The sequence below is a fragment of the Caproiciproducens sp. genome (genome assembly GCF_053840905.1).
In genome coordinates this window covers 216,219-235,356 of the sequence record NZ_JBNLXQ010000005.1, presented here as the reverse complement: position 1 = coordinate 235,356, position 19,138 = coordinate 216,219, and the positions used below count along the sequence as shown (strand labels likewise).

The 19,138-nt window shown below is 47.9% G+C and carries 25 protein-coding genes; 2 read left to right on the top strand and 23 right to left on the bottom strand.

Annotation, left to right across the window (positions count from 1 at the left end; translation table 11 throughout):
- The 23 genes from flhB to flgB all read right to left on the bottom strand — a co-directional run bounded on the left by flhB (nt 1) and on the right by flgB (nt 17,913).
- Nucleotides 1-1,062 (bottom strand): flagellar biosynthesis protein FlhB, encoded by a 1,062-nt coding sequence (gene flhB, locus ACQGQ5_RS07210; protein WP_444645152.1) that lies wholly within the window; start codon nt 1,060-1,062, stop codon nt 1-3.
- Between the two features lie 39 nt (nt 1,063-1,101).
- Nucleotides 1,102-1,866, bottom strand: a complete 765-nt coding sequence (locus tag ACQGQ5_RS07205; protein ID WP_038323829.1) for a flagellar biosynthetic protein FliR — start codon at nt 1,864-1,866, stop codon at nt 1,102-1,104.
- Between the two features lie 48 nt (nt 1,867-1,914).
- Nucleotides 1,915-2,181: a flagellar biosynthesis protein FliQ gene (fliQ, locus tag ACQGQ5_RS07200; protein WP_038323827.1), complete on the bottom strand. Its 267-nt coding sequence runs from the start codon at nt 2,179-2,181 to the stop codon at nt 1,915-1,917.
- A gap of 34 nt (nt 2,182-2,215) precedes the next feature.
- Nucleotides 2,216-3,010: a flagellar type III secretion system pore protein FliP gene (gene fliP, locus ACQGQ5_RS07195; RefSeq protein WP_444645149.1), complete on the bottom strand. Its 795-nt coding sequence runs from the start codon at nt 3,008-3,010 to the stop codon at nt 2,216-2,218.
- Nucleotides 2,949-3,389 carry a FliO/MopB family protein gene (locus tag ACQGQ5_RS07190; protein ID WP_455735859.1) on the bottom strand — a complete coding sequence of 147 codons (441 nt, stop codon included), beginning with the start codon at nt 3,387-3,389 and terminating at the stop codon, nt 2,949-2,951. The genes fliP and ACQGQ5_RS07190 overlap by 62 nt, the downstream gene beginning before the upstream one ends.
- Nucleotides 3,390-3,422: 33 nt before the next feature.
- Nucleotides 3,423-3,785, bottom strand: coding sequence for a response regulator (locus ACQGQ5_RS07185; RefSeq protein WP_455735858.1), 363 nt, complete (start codon nt 3,783-3,785; stop codon nt 3,423-3,425).
- Between the two features lie 34 nt (nt 3,786-3,819).
- The gene (fliY, locus tag ACQGQ5_RS07180; protein WP_455735857.1) at nt 3,820-4,938 is read right to left on the bottom strand and encodes a flagellar motor switch phosphatase FliY; all 1,119 of its coding nucleotides are present in this window, start codon (nt 4,936-4,938) and stop codon (nt 3,820-3,822) included.
- Nucleotides 4,939-4,957: 19 nt separating this feature from the next.
- Nucleotides 4,958-5,956, bottom strand: a complete 999-nt coding sequence (gene fliM / locus ACQGQ5_RS07175) for a flagellar motor switch protein FliM (RefSeq protein ID WP_455735856.1) — start codon at nt 5,954-5,956, stop codon at nt 4,958-4,960.
- 57 nt (nt 5,957-6,013) lie between these two features.
- On the bottom strand, nt 6,014-6,871 hold the full coding sequence (locus ACQGQ5_RS07170) for a flagellar motor protein MotB (protein ID WP_455735855.1): 858 nt from the start codon (nt 6,869-6,871) through the stop codon (nt 6,014-6,016).
- Between the two features lie 62 nt (nt 6,872-6,933).
- Nucleotides 6,934-7,806: a motility protein A gene (locus ACQGQ5_RS07165; protein WP_455735854.1), complete on the bottom strand. Its 873-nt coding sequence runs from the start codon at nt 7,804-7,806 to the stop codon at nt 6,934-6,936.
- Between the two features lie 49 nt (nt 7,807-7,855).
- A complete protein-coding gene (locus tag ACQGQ5_RS07160) occupies nt 7,856-8,059 on the bottom strand; it encodes a flagellar FlbD family protein (RefSeq protein WP_038323818.1) in 204 nt (67 codons plus the stop codon).
- A 72-nt stretch (nt 8,060-8,131) separates the two neighbouring features.
- Entirely contained in the window at nt 8,132-9,070 is a 939-nt protein-coding gene (locus ACQGQ5_RS07155; RefSeq protein ID WP_455735853.1) for a flagellar hook-basal body complex protein, read from the bottom strand.
- Nucleotides 9,071-9,098: 28 nt separating this feature from the next.
- Nucleotides 9,099-9,503 (bottom strand): TIGR02530 family flagellar biosynthesis protein, encoded by a 405-nt coding sequence (locus ACQGQ5_RS07150; RefSeq protein WP_141825046.1) that lies wholly within the window; start codon nt 9,501-9,503, stop codon nt 9,099-9,101.
- A 39-nt stretch (nt 9,504-9,542) separates the two neighbouring features.
- A complete protein-coding gene (locus ACQGQ5_RS07145; RefSeq protein WP_455735852.1) occupies nt 9,543-10,079 on the bottom strand; it encodes a flagellar hook capping FlgD N-terminal domain-containing protein in 537 nt (178 codons plus the stop codon).
- Nucleotides 10,080-10,103: 24 nt separating this feature from the next.
- A complete protein-coding gene (locus tag ACQGQ5_RS07140; protein WP_455735851.1) occupies nt 10,104-11,471 on the bottom strand; it encodes a flagellar hook-length control protein FliK in 1,368 nt (455 codons plus the stop codon).
- Between the two features lie 42 nt (nt 11,472-11,513).
- A complete protein-coding gene (fliJ, locus tag ACQGQ5_RS07135) occupies nt 11,514-11,954 on the bottom strand; it encodes a flagellar export protein FliJ (RefSeq protein WP_038323812.1) in 441 nt (146 codons plus the stop codon).
- 3 nt (nt 11,955-11,957) lie between these two features.
- Nucleotides 11,958-13,259 carry a flagellar protein export ATPase FliI gene (fliI, locus tag ACQGQ5_RS07130; RefSeq protein WP_455735850.1) on the bottom strand — a complete coding sequence of 434 codons (1,302 nt, stop codon included), beginning with the start codon at nt 13,257-13,259 and terminating at the stop codon, nt 11,958-11,960.
- A gap of 33 nt (nt 13,260-13,292) precedes the next feature.
- Entirely contained in the window at nt 13,293-14,078 is a 786-nt protein-coding gene (locus tag ACQGQ5_RS07125; protein WP_455735849.1) for a FliH/SctL family protein, read from the bottom strand.
- Entirely contained in the window at nt 14,071-15,078 is a 1,008-nt protein-coding gene (gene fliG, locus ACQGQ5_RS07120) for a flagellar motor switch protein FliG (RefSeq protein WP_038323806.1), read from the bottom strand. Before fliG ends, ACQGQ5_RS07125 begins: the two co-directional genes overlap by 8 nt.
- A complete protein-coding gene (gene fliF / locus ACQGQ5_RS07115) occupies nt 15,071-16,690 on the bottom strand; it encodes a flagellar basal-body MS-ring/collar protein FliF (protein ID WP_455735848.1) in 1,620 nt (539 codons plus the stop codon). The genes fliG and fliF overlap by 8 nt, the downstream gene beginning before the upstream one ends.
- Nucleotides 16,691-16,727: 37 nt before the next feature.
- Nucleotides 16,728-17,033 carry a flagellar hook-basal body complex protein FliE gene (fliE, locus tag ACQGQ5_RS07110; protein WP_455735847.1) on the bottom strand — a complete coding sequence of 102 codons (306 nt, stop codon included), beginning with the start codon at nt 17,031-17,033 and terminating at the stop codon, nt 16,728-16,730.
- Nucleotides 17,034-17,039: 6 nt separating this feature from the next.
- Complete coding sequence (gene flgC / locus ACQGQ5_RS07105) at nt 17,040-17,489, bottom strand: flagellar basal body rod protein FlgC (protein WP_038323717.1); 450 nt, start codon at nt 17,487-17,489, stop codon at nt 17,040-17,042.
- Nucleotides 17,490-17,526: 37 nt separating this feature from the next.
- Nucleotides 17,527-17,913, bottom strand: coding sequence for a flagellar basal body rod protein FlgB (gene flgB, locus ACQGQ5_RS07100; RefSeq protein ID WP_038323792.1), 387 nt, complete (start codon nt 17,911-17,913; stop codon nt 17,527-17,529).
- Between the two features lie 334 nt (nt 17,914-18,247).
- Between flgB and ACQGQ5_RS07095 the strand changes: the two genes are divergently transcribed.
- Entirely contained in the window at nt 18,248-18,601 is a 354-nt protein-coding gene (locus ACQGQ5_RS07095; RefSeq protein WP_455735846.1) for a hypothetical protein, read from the top strand.
- A 47-nt stretch (nt 18,602-18,648) separates the two neighbouring features.
- Nucleotides 18,649-19,131: a flagellar protein FlgN gene (locus tag ACQGQ5_RS07090; protein ID WP_444645122.1), complete on the top strand. Its 483-nt coding sequence runs from the start codon at nt 18,649-18,651 to the stop codon at nt 19,129-19,131.
- Nucleotides 19,132-19,138 lie beyond the last annotated feature (7 nt).

The window sequence follows — 19,138 nt, the reverse complement described above, 5'->3', positions numbered from 1 at the left end:
TCACCTCATCTCCTTTTTCAATGAATATACCCAAGCCATAATTTCAGCAAGAATCACATAATATTCCTCCGGAATTTCCCGGTTGACAGCAACCGTTTTGTATAAGGCCCTTGCGAGCGGCACATTTTCAGTCATCGGGATATGGTTTTGCTCTGCAATCTCTATAATTTTCAGCGCAACGTAATCCTGCCCTTTGGCAACCACAATCGGGGCGCTGTTTTTTTCGATATCATATTTAAGGGCTATGGCAAAATGGGTCGGGTTCCTGACGATCACATCCGCAGTCGGCACCTGCTGCATCATCCTCTGCATGGAGATTTTGCGCTGCCGTTCCTTGATCTGTCCTTTAATCTGCGGGTCGCCCTCCATCTGCTTGTACTCTTCCTTGATTTCCTGCTTGGACATTTTAATATTCCGCTCATACTCCCACCACTGGTACAGATAGTCGAAGGCGGCGATCAAAATAAAAACCATGGAAAGCTGTATGACAATGTCCATGATGGAATTCAGGATGAACTGCACGGCATCGAAAATATCTTCGAACATCAGCTTCGTAAAATATTTTGCAATGCTCATGAACGACGAGTACAGGATATAGAAAATAACGGAAATTTTGAGCATGGCTTTGACCAGTTCGGTGACGGAACGGATGGAAAACATCCGTTTGATTCCCTGCAGGGGGCTGATCCTGGAAAACTTCATTTTCAGGTTCTCTTTGGACACCTTAAATCTGGTCTGTGCCCCGGCAGCGATCACCCCGACGGCTATGGCGGTGAGCATCATCGGCCCAGCCAGTAAAAAAAGAGTAATCAGCGCATCTTTGGCCACATCCATTGCAAATTCGGCCGAAAGCGCCGGAATCGTCTTTATATAGGCAATGTACCGGGAAAGGAAAAGGGAAAGGGAATGATACATAAAGGGAAAAAGCATCTTTAAGATCAGAAAAAGCGACAGAATGGACAGTGCGCTGACTACGTCGCTGCTCTGGAAAATATTGCCCTTTTTTCGTTCGTCTTCCCTTTTTTTGGGGGTTGCTTTTTCGGTCTTGCTGCTGTCTGGCATATCATCCCCCCTAAAATCAGATCCGAACGGAACCGGAAGCTACAGCAATGACTGAAACACCTGATTGATATTGTCAAACATCAGTAAAATCAGTTTTTCAAGAAAAGATGCCAGAGGCGGCGCCATAATGATGATGATAACGAACCCGAGGATTACTTTCAGCTGAATATTGATGACGAAAACGTCAATCTGGGGAACAGCCCGCATCACCAGGCCCACGGCGATCTCGGTAATCAGCTCCGCCGCAAGGACGGGCAGAGACATTTTCACCGCGTACACCAGGATGAGGGAGAACATGTTGATTAACGGCTCGTACATGGCCGGCTCAAAATGGAGGGAACCGTAGGGAACCATGACGCACAGCTTCACAAAAATCTGAATCAGTGTCAGATGGCCGTTTACAGCGAAAAAGATCAGAATAAACATCGTATTGATAAACGACGCGGAAAGAGGCATGGACACGTTGCTCTGCGGGTCGTAAATCTTCGACATGGAAATACCGATCTGCATGTCCATATTTTCGCCGCTGATGAGCATAACCGACAGAAACAGCTGGATGATATACCCCACCATATAACCGATCAGCAGTTCTTTCAGCAGGCTGACGGACAGAACCAGAAAAGAAGGGATTTCCAGCGTCTGAGCGGGAACAAGGTGGTAGGAAAAAACCGAAAGCATCAGGGTGAGACCGACTTTGAGAACAACCGGAAGATTTTTTCTTCCCAAGATGGGGTTGAACAGAATGCAGCCGGACATTCTCATGAAAATGAAAAGCAGAAGAGTAAAATCATAATTCAATTCCATTTTTCGTTTATGACCACACCTTCCTGCCGTTCTGGAAAAGAGGCTGCTTTAGTTCAATTTTGTTATTAAACTGAATATGTAGATGGTAAAATCGTTCATGGTCTCCATCATCCACGGTCCCAGAATCACCAGAATCAGTGCGATGGCCACCAGTTTGGGAACAAAAGTAAGGGTCTGCTCGTGAATCTGCGTGGCCGCCTGAAAGATGGACACGATCAGTCCCAGTAAAACACTGGCAATCAGAATGGGCGCGGACAGCTTGAGCGCCGCAACCATTGCAGCCTGTATCACTTCCGTGATTTGCGATGTTGTCATGCCTGCATCCTCCCACAGTTATTTGAAAGCCAAGCTACATATTGAAGCTGGCCGCCAGCGTTTTGAACAGGAGTCCCCACCCGTCCACAAGCACAAAAAGCAGCAGCTTAAACGGCAGCGAGATCATCGCCGGAGGAAGCATAATCATGCCCATCGACATCAGCGTGCTTGCCACAATCATATCGATAATCAGGAAAGGAATAAAAAGCAGGAATCCGATTGTAAACGCCCGCTTCAGTTCACTGGTCATAAACGCGGGAATCACTACCGTAATCGACAGCTCGTCGACCGACTTGACCTCCTTTGCTTTGGAAAGATTGATAAACAGGTTCAAATCCTCTTTTTTTGTCTGCTTGAGCATAAATTTTTTCATTGGGACGGCCGCCTTATGCAGGAATTCCTCCTGCGTGATTTTCTGTTCCTTGTAAGGCTGGTACGCCTGCGTATTCACTTCGTTCAGCACGGGATTCATGATAAAGAGCGACAGAAACAGCGCGATCCCGATCAGCACCTGATTTGGGGGTGTCTGCTGCAGCCCCAGCGCGTTGCGAAGAAAAGACAGAACAATGATAATTCTGGTAAAGCAGGTCGTCATAATCAGAATGGAAGGCGCAAGGGCAAGGACCGTAAACATTTCGATAATTTCCAGAGTGTCCATTCCTTTGCCGTTCACATCGACATTGACGGACGCCGCGGAGGCGCCGACCGGGAGCAGAAACATCAGCGCAAGAGAGATCGTAATCAGAATCAGAGCCTTTTTACTGACCTTACTTTTTTTCTTTTTTATCTTCGGAGTCTTCAGCTTTATCGGCTCTTCTGAATATTGCATCGCCTATTTTCACATCCCATCTGCTTTTCAGCGTCGAATTCAAAACATCAAGAAAGGTATCCTTCTGCAAAGATCCGGGGATGTTCAATTCCGTTTCATCCAGTTCTTTCAGAATCTCGATATTGTTGTTTGCAAACCCCACCAGATAGTACCGTTTGCAGACTTCAATAATGACAAGCCCTTTGTCCTGCGTCAGGGCCACCCGCTCCAGTATCTTGATATTTCCCGATTTTGAAACGTTGTTGACCCTGTTTGCCATGAACCTGCTGAATGCATAGCAAAGATACAGCACAAAAACAATCGCGATCAGGGAAAACAGAAGCGGCAGGATATCTGAAAAAAAGCTGAGCAGCGGCAGGGCACCCCAAGCAAAGTTCAACACGGTTCCTCCTTTATTCAGCCGTCAGCGGCATCACCCTAAAATACCGTTGACCGTTTTCATAATGCGGTCCGGCTTGAACGGCTTTACAATAAAGTCCTTTGCGCCCAGCTTCAAGGCTTCAACAACCATCGCTTCCTGGCCCATGGCAGAACACATGACCACTTTGACGTTTGCGTCCAGCTCCTTTAAATGCTTCAGGGACTCCAGACCATCCATGACGGGCATTGTGATATCCATGAGAATCAGATCCGGCTTTTCCGCGGCGTAGACGGTAAGGGCCTTTTCCCCGTTTTCCGCTTCGACGATCTCCGCATAGCCATTCTGCTGCAAAGTATTTTTAATCATCATTCTCATAAAAGCCGCGTCGTCTACCAACATAATTTTCTTGCTCATTTCTGTTCCTCCTAAAATTACACCTAACGGCGTTTTATATTAATTTCATTATTTCATTATTGCTTAGCACTTCTGTAATTCTTACACCGTAAAAGTCGTCTACCACAACGACATCTCCCTTGGCGATCGGTTTGCCGTTCACGAAGATATCGACCTGAGAACCGGCCTGCTTATCCAACTCTACAATCGTTCCCGAAGTGAAATCCAGGATATCTTTAATAGGCTTCCTGATCCGGCCGATTTCTACGGTAATTTGAAGGGGAACGGACATAATCATGTTCAGGTTATTGCTTTGATCGCTGGTAAGGATTGAATCGGCTTCGTCAAAGCTTTGATAGGACATTCTTCCCACATTGTAATTCTGCTGATAACCCGGCTGCGATTCCGGTTTTACAGCGGGTTCCGGCACCGCCGTTTGTACCGGCTCCGGTCTTCTCGGCGCCGCCTGCGGCTGGGGGGCTCTGGGCGTTTCCGGCTGCAGGGCAGGTATCGACTGCTGCTGCACTGGCGGTTGCTGCACCGGCTGCGGACGTTTCTCCTCCGGGGCCGACGAACCGAGGCTAAAGGAGGAAATAATTTCTTTTGCGAGGTTGACTGTCATCAAGCTGATAAATTCACTGTTGACCAGGTCCCCGATCATCAGATTGAATTTAACGGCAACAACCAGTTCATCACTGTTGAAATATTTGCTTTTAAACTGTTCGGAATTATCGATCTGAAAGGAATTCGGCGGGGAAATATTGATCGCCATGTTTAGAAATTGGGAAAGCGCGGTGGCGGAGGCGCCCATCATCAGATTCATTACTTCACAAATGGCTCCGATACTCATCTCATCCATAACGAATTCCTGATCGGAATAATCGGTATGAAGCAGAAGTCCCACAATTACCTTTACATCCGACTCTTTCAGAATCAGGATGTTTTTTCCGCTCAGGCCGCTGACATAATTGATTTCGACCGCGACGGCCGGCTCCATGGATTCAAAATGGACCTCGGAGGAAGCCTGTATTTCAACATGCGGCGTCGTAATATTGACCCTCTGTTCCAGCATTTCCGAAACGGAAGTCGCAGACGAACCTAAACTGATATTCAGTATCTCCCCTATCGCATCAATTTCCATAGGAGAAAAAGTTTCTTCATTATTCGGCTCCATAGAAATCACCTTTCATCGTTTATTGCAGAGATTTGTCAATTTTAACTGCGTATTTTTTCTTTTTTGTTCCTATTACGCCGGTAAACCACGGCAAATCCTCCACTTCCAGGACAATAGAATCTTTATTTACCTGAGTATTGAGAGGAATCACATCGCCGACCTGCAGATTCAGCAATTCTCTCAGGCTGATTTCCGTTTTGCCTAATATTGCACACACTGTCAGCGGAGAGCTTTTCAGCCCATGCATAATCGCCGACTTACGCTGCTGCTCCACCACGGGGTCGTCTTTTTTCGGCGGCTTGACATATTTGGAATTGAAAAAGCGAAATACTTCTTCCAACGAGGAAGCAGGCAAACAGATATTCATATTTCCCTTCAGGTTTTCAAGGGTTATTTCGATTGCGACAATCGCAACCGCTTCATCCGGCTGTATGAGTTGGATCAACCGGGAATTGGTTTCAATCATATCCAGGGTGTGATCGATTTCCATATAATTGCTCCAGGCATTATTTAAAAGAGGAGTGACCTGCTTAAACAGATATTCAAGCAGGGAAAGCTCAATGTCCGTATAATCTCTTTCAATTTCATAGCCCGTTCCATTGCCGCCAAGCATGCGGTCCATGATGGAGAAGGAAATGGGACGCGACAGTTCGATCAATATTTGCTTATCGTCTATTTTATTTTCGGTATTGTGCATCCCGAAGATGGCGACCAGTATGGAATCGCCCAAAGCGTTGTTGAACTCCCGATACTCTTCCTCTTCGACCTGAAGGATTTCCATCTGACAGGTCGACCGGAGCATTCCACCAAGCTGAAGGCTGAACATCCTTGAAAAATTATCGAAAACATTATCCAAAAGCTTCAACTGTTCCCTTGTGAATTTTTTAGGGGACATGAAGTCGTACTCTTTTACCTTTGAAGCCGTCGTCTGTTCTTCTATTTCGTTAAAATTAACATGACCACTCTGCAAATTGCCCAACAATTCATCAATTTGTTTCTGTGATAATACTTCTGCCATAAAACCTCCCATTCCCCGTACACAAGGCATACGGAAAATTTAATACTGTCAGGCTAATCATTTACTGCTCACAGCACCTTTACTGTCAGCAGACCCAATGTCCTTATAAACCTCATCCAAAACGGAACTGACCTTCCCCGCTTTGGAAATATAAATTTCGACCCTTCTGTTTTTTGCCCGGGTGGCTTCCGTCCCGTCATGCGGCACGATCGGCCGGTATTCTCCGTAGCCCTCTGAAACCATTTTGGCCGGGTCAATTATATTTTTCAACTGGACATACAGCAAAACATTTTTTGCTCTGTCGGATGACAAAGCGCGGTCAAAAGCCTGTGCGGTGGTGGTTGTTGAGTTGCCCGCGCGGGCGGTATGGCCATAGAAACGGATTTCACCGATCTGATCCGGAATATTTTTAATTCCGTCACAGACAAAGTCCAGGATTTTTTTCCCATCATCTCGCAGTTCAGAGCTGTCTCCGTTAAAAAAGATGCTGTTCTGAAAAGTCAAAAAGGTGTAATTTTCATTTTTATGTACCTGCACGGAATCCTGCAGGCCATTTTTATGGACATAATCGTTTAAATATTTGTACAGGCTGTCAAAGTCCGTTACCTGGGCACCGCTGTTTCCCGCATCCGAGCTCGTACCCTGTCCGGCTTGGGAGCTCATACTGCTGGTGTCGGCGTCAAAATAGGCGCCGCTGTCGGAATTCAGGGCATCCGACTGTATGGCCTGCTCCATGGTCGCGGCCGCTTGTTTATTCGTAGAAAAAGCTTTTACAAGTGTTTGCCATTTGGTAGCGTCAACCGTAGACATAGCAAACAGCATCACGAAAAAAGTCAGCAGTAACGTTACCATATCCGCATATGTATCCAGCCAGTTGGGGCCGCCGCTGCCGGGATCCGCTTTTTTTCTGGCCATTTTTTCACACTCCTGCATTTCTATAATATGCTGAAACTCAGCTCCGGTTTTTCTGAACAAGGTTACTTTTTCTTATTGCGTTTTGGCTTTTTTCCTTCAGCTGCGTCGGGCGTGCTCTGGGAAGGACTCTGCCCTTTACCGCCGGCTTCCTTTCTCTTCTTTTCGCATATGTAAGCGTTCAGTCTTTCCTCTATATGCTTCGGGTTATCCCCCGCCTGAATCGCCATAACGCCTTCCACAACAATTTCCTTACACACCATTTCTTCATCATGACGCATGTGCAGCTTATGGGCCAACGGAGTCAATACCAGGTTGGACAGCATGGAGCCGTAGAAAGTAGTTACCAGTGCCGTGGACATGCCCTGCGCCATTTTGGTAGCGCCGCCGTCTGCGTTCATATCCAAATTGGCAAGCATATTGATCAGTCCAATTAAGGTACCGATCATACCGAACGCCGGACCAAAGGTGGAAAACTTTTCGTAGAACTGCCATGCGTGGGAATGGCGATCCTCCATCCCGTCCAGTTCGTCGTCCAGGATTTCTTTTACCTTTGCCGGATCAATGGCGTCGACGATCAGCATGATGCTGTTTTTGAGGAATGGGTCCTGCTCCTGATTTGCCTTATCTTCCAAAGAAAGCAGGCCCTTTCTTCTGGCTTCCTGCGCGTAGTCCACGATTGTATCAATGTACTGCTGCGGATTGTACTTATTTCGTGAAACAATGATTTTCATATGCTTCGGAATGTCTTTGAAATAAGTAATCGGGAATGCAATGACGGTAGCGGCAATCGCACCGCCAAAAGTAATTGCCATACTTGGTACGTCGATGAAATTCATAATGGTAGACCAGACGACTCCGGCAGAGGGATCGAAAACGATTCCGAAAATAACCAATCCAAGACCGGCGATCAACCCTATGATACTGGTAAAATCCACATAAACACTCCCTTGAATAAGATGCCTATACGGGAATATCCCGTTGAGGTTAATCCATTAGTTTAACTGTGTTTTGAAATATTTGCCGATTATAATGAATGATTGCATCAATGACATTCTGTCTTTCCTCCGCGACAAGGAAATATTTTCCTGTGGTCAGGGTAATTTTTGTCTCCGGTATATTTTCTATTGTTTCAATCAGATTTGGGTTCAAGGCAAACGAAACACCATTTAGGCCGGTTAGATTTATCATCTCAATTCCCCTTTTTTAACTAACTGACCGTTTCTGAGGCCGCAGTTGACCTCAGAAACGGCAGTCATTAAATTATCTCTTTAAATTAACGAGATCCTCAAGCATTTCATCGCTGACCGTGATGATTTTTGAGTTCGCCTGAAATCCGCGCTCGGTGATGATCATCTGTGAAAATTCATTTGCCAGATCCACATTGGAGGACTCCAGCGCACTGGTGACCAGGCCTCCGGTTGCGCCGCTGCCAGGGGTGTAATATGTTGGGGTTCCCGTATTGCTGACCGCTTTGTAATAGGAACCGCCCTGCTGGGTAAGACCATTGGGGTTCGGAACATTGGCCATCGCAATGGTACCTAGTGTTTTCACTACTCCATCCAGTTCCCCGGTTATTTTCCCGTCGCCGCCGATGGTAACATTTGTATACTTATTGTAATCTGCAACCTTAATTGCCACAGGATCAGTAATTCCACCGTTTGTGTCTGGTTTAGGTACTAATTCGCCAGACGTTCCATCAACATTGCTTCCACAGACAATTTTTTTATTGCCGTCCACCAGATAGCCTTCCCCGTCGAATCCCAGGGAACCGACCCGGGTATAAAGATAACCGCCCGGTTTACCGTCTGTATCAACTGTTCCATCCGCGACAGCAAAATACCCTTCGCCATTGATATAGCAGTCCATGGGGTTACCTGTTGTAGCCATGCCGGAACGAGTATTGAGTACATCCACCGTTGCGGCGGTAGCACCATAACCAAGCTGTGTTGGGTTGCTGCCACCAATGCCACTGGTCGCATTGGTGGCGGAAGACCCGGCAACTGTCTGGTAATAAACGTCGCGGTAGGTTGTTCTGGAGGACTTAAATCCGTAGGTGTTGACGTTGGCGATATTGTTGCCGATGACGTCCATACCGGTCTGATATGCTTTTAATCCGGCTACTCCGGAAAACAATGATCTCATCATAAGTTTGATCTCTCTCTTTCTTTTTGAAACCGCATGAGCTTCTCTGTCAGTCAAAGCTCAATAACTTCCTCAAGAGGTCCGGTTATAAAATTACGGCTCCGTCAATATTTGTAAATACGTTTTCGCTCATTTCCCGGCCGCTCATGGTCGTTACCACCGTACTGCTGGGAACATTCACGATAAATGCAGTCTGCCCGTTTAAAATCAAAGCGTCTTTAATGCCTTTGGATTTTGCTTTTTCTACCGCGCCGTTGATCTGGGAAACGAGCTGCGGGGAAACCGGAATATTTCTGGAATCCATGCGCTGCAGTGCGTGTTTGGAAAAGGTAAGCTGCTGCTGTTCCACAGTCTTGCGGAAAAGCTGCCCGAATTCGCTGTTGCCCGGATCAGCCGCGCCGGTCTTCTGCGTATTTGTGCTGACGGGAGGCACCGTGTAATTCGGATTGATAAACGAGGAATAATTCTTTTTAAATTGAATGTCATCCATGACTGTGCTCCTAACTGTTTCACCCTGTAAAAAGCGGATTCAAACCGATTCTCCGCCCGTATCCGGTACATCGGGAGTATCCGGATCGTCCGGATCGTCCGGCGTCTCGTCGGGTGGTGTTACCGGCGGTGCTACGGCATCCGGATTGACGACCTGCATGACGGAGGAAATATCATACGCCTTGCCGTTGACCACAAGGACGTTGGAACCGCTCGCAAAGTTGACGCTGTCCACAATGCCGGTATCTTCCTGATACTTTCCGTTCGTGTCATAACTGGCGACCACGACCTTTTTGCCGATCAGGGACGCCCCGTACTGCGTATAGGAAATTTGCGAAAGCTCCTGCATTGCCTGCAGAGCGGAAAACTGGGCCATCTGGGAAATATATTCCGTATTGTCCGTCGGATTCATCACATCCTGATTGGCAAACTGGGCGGCCAAAAGCTGCAAAAAATCATTCAGGCCAAGCACAGATGAGTTTTGAGAAGCAGCGGTTTGCGAAGTGCCGGAAACGGAACTGGTACCGGAAGTGGAATTCGTGCCGTAGGAATAGGCATTGATCTGATTGATTGCCAAATGAAGTCCTCCTTTCCCTGAATTTTACAGTGAATAAGCCTGCTGCTTCAGCAGCTGCATAACGGAAAGAAAATCGCCGGTGCTGGTATCGTCGTCCCGTAAACCGACCCGGTGAAGCTGCTGATTGTGCTGCTGTTCTTCCTGTTGCTGCTGCGCCTGATCCTGCCGGCTCTGCTGATCTTGCTGGTACCACGCCTTTTCCTGGGCGGGTTCTGAAATCTGCACCGGCTGGGTGACGGTTGTCTGCAGAAGAGTACGGATGTCGGAGCTGTTCTCCATCAGCATGCTCTGGGTCTTGGGATTCGACGCCTGAATGGAAACAGTCAGCACACCGCTTTGCATTGCCAGCTTCACCGATACTTTTCCCAGATCCCGGGGATAAAGGTCCATCTGAAACTCCGGTTTTCCCGCCTTATAGTTAACAAGGATCTGGTCGGCAACCTGCTTACTGGTTGTCCTTGCGGTATCCGACGGAGCGTCGGAAATTTTGATCACCACATTGCCCGTCCGGTAAAGGTCGGAAAACTGTGCCGTACTCTGGCTTTGACCGTCTGCCGAAAGAGAATCCCTGTCATCAGCAGGAGAAGCATTCTTCGGCTGAATTTCAAGCGTTGGATCAGAAGCAGAAAGCATTTTCTCCGCACCGGGTTTTGCCTGCACCTCTGAAAGAGTCTGCTGCACCGATAAACCCCTTTCCTGCGGCTGTGCTGAAGACTGGACCGAAATAGCGGTTGCCGCATCCGGAACCTGCTGAGAAGAGTTGACACCCGACTGACGATTCATCTGCGGAGCCGTCTGCGCGGAAGCATCGGTACCGGCGGTAATGGGAACCGGAACGGATTGTGTTTGCACGTTTTGGTAGGAAATCGCCTGTGCGTCGGCTGCGCTTACGGACGAGGCCGCATCTGCCGTCATCTGCTGAGACGCATTGCCGGGCGCCGGGATATTCGCCGCCGTCTGCGGGAGGGTATCCGCCGTCAAAAGCGGGGCAGCGGTTTCTGCCTGCGGCTGGACTTGCTGAAGGAGGCCGGAACCGGCCGGCTGCTGCTGAACGGTATCCGCACTCAGAACCGGGTCCGCGGTCATTGCCTGCGGCAAAACCGGTAACGGCTCCGGTACAACGGACGGAAACTGTCCTGATGGCAGCAGCTGGCTTAAAAGAGAAACATCCGCCGGATTGAAAACCGGTAAATTTCCCTCGGAAACAGCTTTGCCACCTTTCGCTTCCTCTTCTCCGGGTTCAGAGTCCGTCTGGGCCGTACTTTTCAGCTCCCTGCCAAGGGTCGCCATCTGCATGAAAGTATCAAAGGCGTTCGAGGGATTCTTTGTCTGGGATGCTTTGGAATTTTGCGGTACGGTGGAACGTGTGACTTGCTGTATCGTTTTTATCACCTCCTTATCAGGATATTTTATAAATAAAATATTTATAAGCGTTTAAACGGCGCCGCGCGCCTGACCGACATATTCATCCATTGCGAGCTCCTCGCTTTTCTGAATCTGCTTGAGATACTCCGTCAGCTGTTTGTCGCGAAGCTTTTCCAGTCCCGAAATTTCGCTGTTGACGGCCACAATGTCGGCTTTTTTCTGTGCGATAATATCTAAAAGCTGTTTTTTCTGATCGATCAAATGTAAAATTTTCTGATTCAGGGTATTGAAATACGTTTTATATATAAGCATGTCGCCGGCACTCAGCCCATTTTGCAGCTCCTCAAGCATTTTGCGGTTGGTAGCTGTGAACTGATCGTTCAGTGCATAAATTTCTTTTTCCAGTTCGGTCAGCTTCATCTGCAGCAATGCAAGCTCGTTCTTTTTGACATCGAGCGTCTGCTGTTTAAAGCCGAGTACTTTTTCAAGCGAAAATGCAAACTTTTTCATATCTTACAACTCTTTCATCCTGTTCAGGGTTTCTTCAAACGAAAAGCTCTCATCGGTTCTCTGACACAAAAAAGCATTGATTGCATCTATTTTCTTAACCGCTTCGTCCAACCTTGGATTCATCCCCGGCTTATAAGCGCCGATCGAAATCAAATCGTAATTCTGGTAATAGACGGACAGAAGGTTCCTGACCTTCGCGGCGGCCTGTTTATGTTCCTCCGACACAATATCGTTCATCAGTCTGGAAACACTCCCGTTCACATCGATCGCAGGATAGTGGTTTTTATGGGCAAGGGAACGGGTCAGAACGATATGACCGTCAATAATACCCCGGACGTTGTCGGAAATCGGCTCGTTGGTATCGTCTCCCTCCACCAGCACCGTATAAATACCGGTAATGGAGCCTTTTTTGAAGTTTCCGCTTCGCTCCAGAAGCTTGGGGAGCTCGGCATAGATGGAAGGCGTATATCCTCTGGCAACCGGAGGTTCCCCGGCCGCCAGGCCGATTTCCCTCTGTGCCATTGCAAATCTGGTCAGGGAATCCATCATCAGCAGGACGTCCTTGCCCTGATCCCTGAAATACTCGGCGACCGCGGTGGCGACCGTAGCGCATTTCACGCGGTACATGGCCGGCTGGTCGGAGGTGGCGACCACCAGAACGGAGCGCGCCAGCCCTTCCTTCCCCAGATCCTTTTCAATAAACTCGGTAACTTCCCTGCCTCTTTCCCCGACAAGAGCGATTACGTTGATATCGGCTTTGACATTTTTCGCAATCATTCCCATGAGAGTGCTCTTGCCGACGCCGCTTCCGGCGAAAATCCCCATTCTCTGCCCCTTGCCGATGGTCAGCATCCCGTCTATCGCCTTGATGCCAAAGGTCAGCTGCTCGCTGATCCTGGGCCTTTCCAGAGGATTGGTATAGGTGGAATCGACGTCGTAATACTGCCGGATATCAAATTCGCCCAGCCCGTCAATGGGCCTGCCCGCGGCGTCGATGGTCCTGCCCACCAGGAAATCCCCCACCGGAACGCGGAGCTTGCTGCCGGTGGAACGCACCAGGCTGCCGGGGCCGATGCCCTTGATATCGCCGTAAGCCATCAGCAGGATATTGCTGTTTTTAAACCCGATGACTTCAGCCATGACTGTTTTTTCGTCGTTGGAATTGCGGATGGTGCAGATATCGCCGACATTGGCCTTCAGGCCGGAGGTCTCAATCATCATGCCGACGATATTTTTCACCTTGCCGATATAACAGAGCGGATTCAATTTTTCCAAAACATCGTAGGAATCCTGAAAATTCAACATTTTTCGCTCCATCTTTAATAATTGACTGCAGTGTTATACTTGGAGTGCCTGTTTGATTTTTTCCATCTGTGTGTTCACGCCGGCATCGACCATCCGATCGGGCATTTCTATAATACAGTCGCCGTCGTCCATATCGGGAGAGACTTCAATTTTAATGCTGTCTGAGACATCGCTGAGCGCCTCAACAACGGACTTATCCACCTTCTGAAGCAGCGTTTTCGTGTTTTTCGAGACGAAGATTCTGACCCATTCCTGATTGCGGTAGGCATCCACAGCGTTGATAATGATGGATTGCATCGCTTTTTCATTCATGCTCAGTTCCCGCCGGATGACTTTTTCCGCAATCGAGACAGCCAGCTTCTTAAGGTCGGCCTCATATCTCTGCAGAATTTCGGCTTTCCCGGTTTCCACGGTATCCAGCATCCTGGAAAGCTCTTCGGCGGCCGCCCGATTCTCTTCTTCGGCTTTCTGCAGACCGGCCCGGCAGCCTTCCTCATAACCGTCCCGGTACCCGAGCTCCCGTCCCTCTTTTTTTCCTTCGGCAAAGCCTCTGCCGTAGCCTTCCTCCCTGCTTTGCACCAGAACCTGAGCGGCTTCCTGATTCATCTGCTGTGTGGATTCCCGCACCTTGTTCATGGTGTAATTCTGGGCGGCCTCTATAATCTGCTGAGCTTTCTGAAAGGCTTCGTTTACAATCTTTCTATGCTGATCCTCTTCCGGAGGCGGATCAGGCACTTTCGGAACGCTTCCGTTGTTCGCCGGAAAGGCAGTACCGTTTTTAACCGTGACATACTGGGAAGCTTTGATAACGTTAGGCAATAACCTCATCCTTTCCGCCCTTGCTGATGACTAACTCGCCCTCGCTTTCAAGCCGCCGGATAACACCGACAATACGCTGCTGTGCTTCTTCGACATCTCTGAGCCGGACGTTGTGTGTGAATTCCAGATCGGATTTGATGGTTTCGGTTGTACGGTTCGACATATTTTTGAAGATGACGTCGGAAACCTCCTGATTTGCTCCCTTGAGCGCGAATACCAGATCCTTGGAATCCACTTCGCGCAGGAAACGCTGAATGGACATATCGTCCAGAACGGTGATGTCTTCGAAGACGAACATTCTCTTTTTGATTTCATCACAGAGCTGTGCGTCCTTGCGTGTCAGTTCATCAAAGATATACTTTTCGTTGGCGCGGTCCATATTGTTCATAATGTCCGCAATATAATTGACGCCGCCGAACTCCATGAAGTCCATAGACATCAGCGTAGAGACCTTGTTTTCAAGGTTGCTTTCCACAATTCTGATAATTTCAGGGGAAGTGCGGTCCATGGTGGCAATCCGTTCCACGACGTCAAGCCGCTTGTCTTTCGGAAGATCCGCAATAATCATGGCCGCCTGATCCGCTCTGGCATAGGAAAGAATCAGGGCGATCGTCTGCGGATGCTCGTTCTGAATCATTGCCATCAGATTTTTGTAGTCGGTTTTCCGGATAAACTCAAAGGCCTTGGTTCTCAGCGACTTGGTGACGCGTTCCAGAAGAGACGACGCCGTCTGGGCGCCATACGCCTTTTCCAGAACATTCTTTGCGTATTCCATGCCGCCTTCCGTAATGACCTTCTGGGTCAGACAGACCTGATAGAAATCTCCGAGGACATTTTCAATCTCTTCGGAAGGCATGTGGGACATTCTCGCGATTTCATAGGTCAGCTGCTCCACTTCGTCTTCTTTCAGATATTTATAGACCCTGGAAGCGTTTTCCGCTCCCAACGAGATAATGACAGCGGCGGCTTTCTGCTGACCGCTCATTTGCTGGTTAGCCATTGCCATCGTCTCCTCTCAGCCAGGATCGAATCAGTTGAGCTGCAATTTCAGGATTCTGTGAGGAGAAGTCCTGGATTTCTTTCGTAAGAGCCTGTTCCTTGGACGCTTTTTCAGCACGTGCGTCTTCAATTGCCTGCAGTTCAATCTCCTCTTCCGCCGACTGCTCTTCTTTTTCTTCCAGGCGGTCTTTCAGAGAAGCATCCTCTTCATTTTCGCCCTCTTCCAGTTGGGCCAGCTCAAGCATCTTTTTCTTCTTGCGTCCGCGTGCAACCATCGCCGCAACAAGGATGACGATCAGCAGGGTGAGCAGCGCAACACCACCGATAATCAGGATCTGGTTTAGCGGCAGGGCCGCCGGCGACGGTCCGCTGGTCTGCTGATCCCCGCCCGGGAAGACGGCGTTGTATACAGCCACCTTATCCGGCTGTATGGCAGCGGCGTAGGCGGCAAGCTTTGCAATCTCCTGCTTCTGAGTGTCGTCCATCATTTCCTTGTTAACGGCAACGGAAATCGTCATGTCCGCAACGCTTGCGGCATCTCCCTGAATCTGCTGTTTTACCTGACTCACAAGATATTTGTAGCTTTCGCTGTCTTTCGTGTAAATCGTATCGCCGTTCACGGTCACGCCCGGATAGGTCGTGGTTTCCGTATTGGATTCGGTCCCGGCGGCTCCCCCGGTTGTTTTCTGGCCGCCCGTTTCCTGCTCCTTCTGCGTTTCGGATTCGCTGATAACACCTTTATTGTCCTGTGACGGATTATAAGTGATAATCTCCTGTACCTTTTTGTCCACATCCATCACGCTTTTGGCAGTCACTTTTACATTGTTCTGGCCAAAAAGCGGCGTCAGGACCTTCAGAACGCTTTTCTCAATATCGTTTTCATATTCCTTTTCAATTTCAAGCTTAAATTGTGAAATGTTGACCTGGCTCGTTCCGTCTGTGTCGGAGACATTTAACTCATTGCCGGTGGCCGTATCGATGACCGCCACGTCGTCCGTTTTTAAATTCGGCACGCTTTTCGCGACCAATTGTTTGATTCCGTTGACCTGGGACGATTCCAGCGTTTTCCCCGTCGCCAGCGTTACCGTGACGGAAGCGGTCGGCGTTTCGGAATTTTCATCCCACGCATAGCTGCTGCTGTCGGGAATGCTGATGGTCACATTGGCATTTTTGATGCAGTCCAGTGTTTTGATAACAGCCTCCAGCCTTTGGTTCAGCTGATATTTTTCTATGGTTTTCTTTTCAAAATCAGTGGACATGATATCGACATTATTGGTAAAGAAATCATAGTTCGGCGCCGTCTTCGGATATCCCTCGTTGGCCAGTTCCATCCTCAGGGCATTTTCCTTGTCCTTAGGGACCATGATGGTACCGTTGTCCTCTTTATAACTGATATCCCGATCGCGGAGTTCATTCATAACCTCAACGGCCTCTGTGTGATCCATCCCGGGATAAAGCACGACAAAGGGCTGCCTGTTCAGCAGAATTCCCACGATTACAGAAAGCAGGACAATTCCGCCCAGAACGCTTACGACGATTATTTTTTTCTTCTTTGTTAAATTTGCCCAAAAAGATTTAATTGGGTCAATATATTTTTTAATTTGTATATTCATTGTTTAACCCGCAATCACCCTTCCAGTATACTTTGGCCTAAACACTTATCCTCATGACTTCATTATATGCGTCAAGGGCCTTGTTGCGGAGCTGAACCAGCATCTGCACGGAAAGGGTTGCTTTTGTAGACGCAATGGCGATATCATGCAAATTGTCGGACTGGCCGGTGGTCAGCTTGTAAAGCTCCCCGTCAAGGTCGGCATTGGTCGTTTTTACATTCTGGACAGCATCCTGAAAAAGATCCTGAAACGGAACTCCCGTGGTATTTCCGGAAGAAGATACTTTTCCAGAGCTTTCAGGGTCAATGATAGAATTGATTTTTTCGATCGGCGTTATCTGCAATTTACGTTACCTCCCCAATTCCAAAGCCTTTACCGCCATTCCCTTTACGGCGTTAAAGGCGGTCAGATTTGCATCGTACGCTCTGGTGACCGACATCATGTCCAGCGTTTCCTTGATCGGGTCCACGTTCGGCATCATCACATAGCCCTGTTCGTTCGCGTCCGGATTGGTGGGGTCATAAACAGGGGTAAAATCGCTGGGATCTTCCGCAATTTCTGAAACCTTTACCCCTTTGGGTGTCTGTTCCGATTCATTTTCACTCATTTTTCTGTCAAGAATGTGCCGGAAAGAATTTTGTTCCGCCGGTTCATAAACGACGACTTTTCTGCGGTAGGGTCCCCCGTTTTCCGTTTTGGTGGTGGAGGCGTTTGCAATATTCTCAGAAATAACATCCATGCGAAGCCTGCTCGCAGTAAGAGCAGAACCGCTGATATCCAGCGAATTTAAAAAGGCCACACGAATTCCTCCTACTATTTCATTTTAGGAAATCCCATCAGGACTTCCCGTCCGTAATGGCGTATCTCAGTCGTGAAAAATAATCCGAAAGCTCACGCAGAGAATAATAATAGTTAATCTGCGACCTCGCCAGCTCTATATTCTCTTTTTCCGCGTCCACGTTATTTCCGTCCAGCCGTAAGGATTCGTCATCCGATACGCTGGTCTGCGGCGTTGTGCTTTCAATGCGGCTGATCAGATCGCCGCTGTTTTCGCCGCCCTCGGCCATCAGATTTTTCAGCTGGTCCTCAAAGCTGACGGACTTACTCTTATACCCCGGTGTTTCAATGTTGGATATGTTGTCGGAGATTTCCCGCTGCCTCGTCCACAGGCCGTCCAGGTCCTTGTTCAATAACGCGGCGGAAACACTGTTAAACCAATCCAAAGCAATCCCTTCTTTCATTCATTAAAGTCATTAAAGTGCGGTCACGAATTTCTCTGAATATTCAGCAAATAATTTCAAAGATATAAATTCGTGACCAAACTTATAAACAATAATAATTGTTTTATATCATATATTTTACCTAATTATATATGCAAATAATGACAAAAGTCAACTGAAATTCGCTTAAAATTCTCTTAATTCGAAATATTTCGATTGTATTTTTTATTTCATAATCATGCAATGATAAATATACTAAAAAAGTATTTATAAATTAAGCTTTTTTTTCTAAATATTTGATAAAACATGCCGATAATTTCTGCAGAGGTGAGTATTGATGATTATTAATAGTGCTGACCATAATTTCAATTATATAACCAGCCAATATCCCGCCAAACAGCCGGGCAGGACCGACACAGACGGCACAGCGGCCGGGCCGGCGTTTTCCGGCAATCTGAATAAGGCGGTAAATGCTTCCAAGATGGATAAAATTGAAATATCGCAAGACGCTGCGCGCCTTTCAAATAACAGTCAGTTTCTTTCGGAAACCAAAGATAAAATCATCGCGGAAATAAATGGAGACAAGGATACGGAAGCCATCAGCAGAATCAAGGAACAGCTGAATATCAGGCAGTATGCCGTAAACCCTGTGGAAATTGCGAAAATACTTTTGACGGACAATAACGAATGAATATACAAAACAGATGTAAAAAATCAAAGGGCGGGTGAACAGAGAGAATGATAGACAAAGAGCTTGCAGAAAAACTGCTGAAATTCCTTCGCGATTACCTGAATTTTTATAAAAGCTTTCTGGAAATCGAATCTGAAAAATACAACGATTTAGCAAACAACAACGTCACGACCCTGGACGCGCACGTCAGAAAAGAAGAGGCGTTCATGCTCAAGGCCAGGGGGCTTGAATTGGAGCGTGACAAGCTGATCGCAAAAACCGGGAGCCCAGAGTCGACCTTCCGGCAGCTGATCCCGATGTTCGAGCCTTCCCTTCAGCCGCAGGCAAAAAGCATTTTTGACGAACTCTCACAGGTGACGCTGAATCTGAAGGAAATAAACCTTCGCTGCAACCAGCTCACCGAGTTAAAGCTGCACAGAGTCGAAAAAGAGATCGGTAAACTGAAAAACAATCCCGAACTGCAGCGGATATACTCCTCAAAAGCGGAAGAGGGATCCACTCCCCCAAGCATTCTGTCCAAAAAGGTTTAAGGAGGTA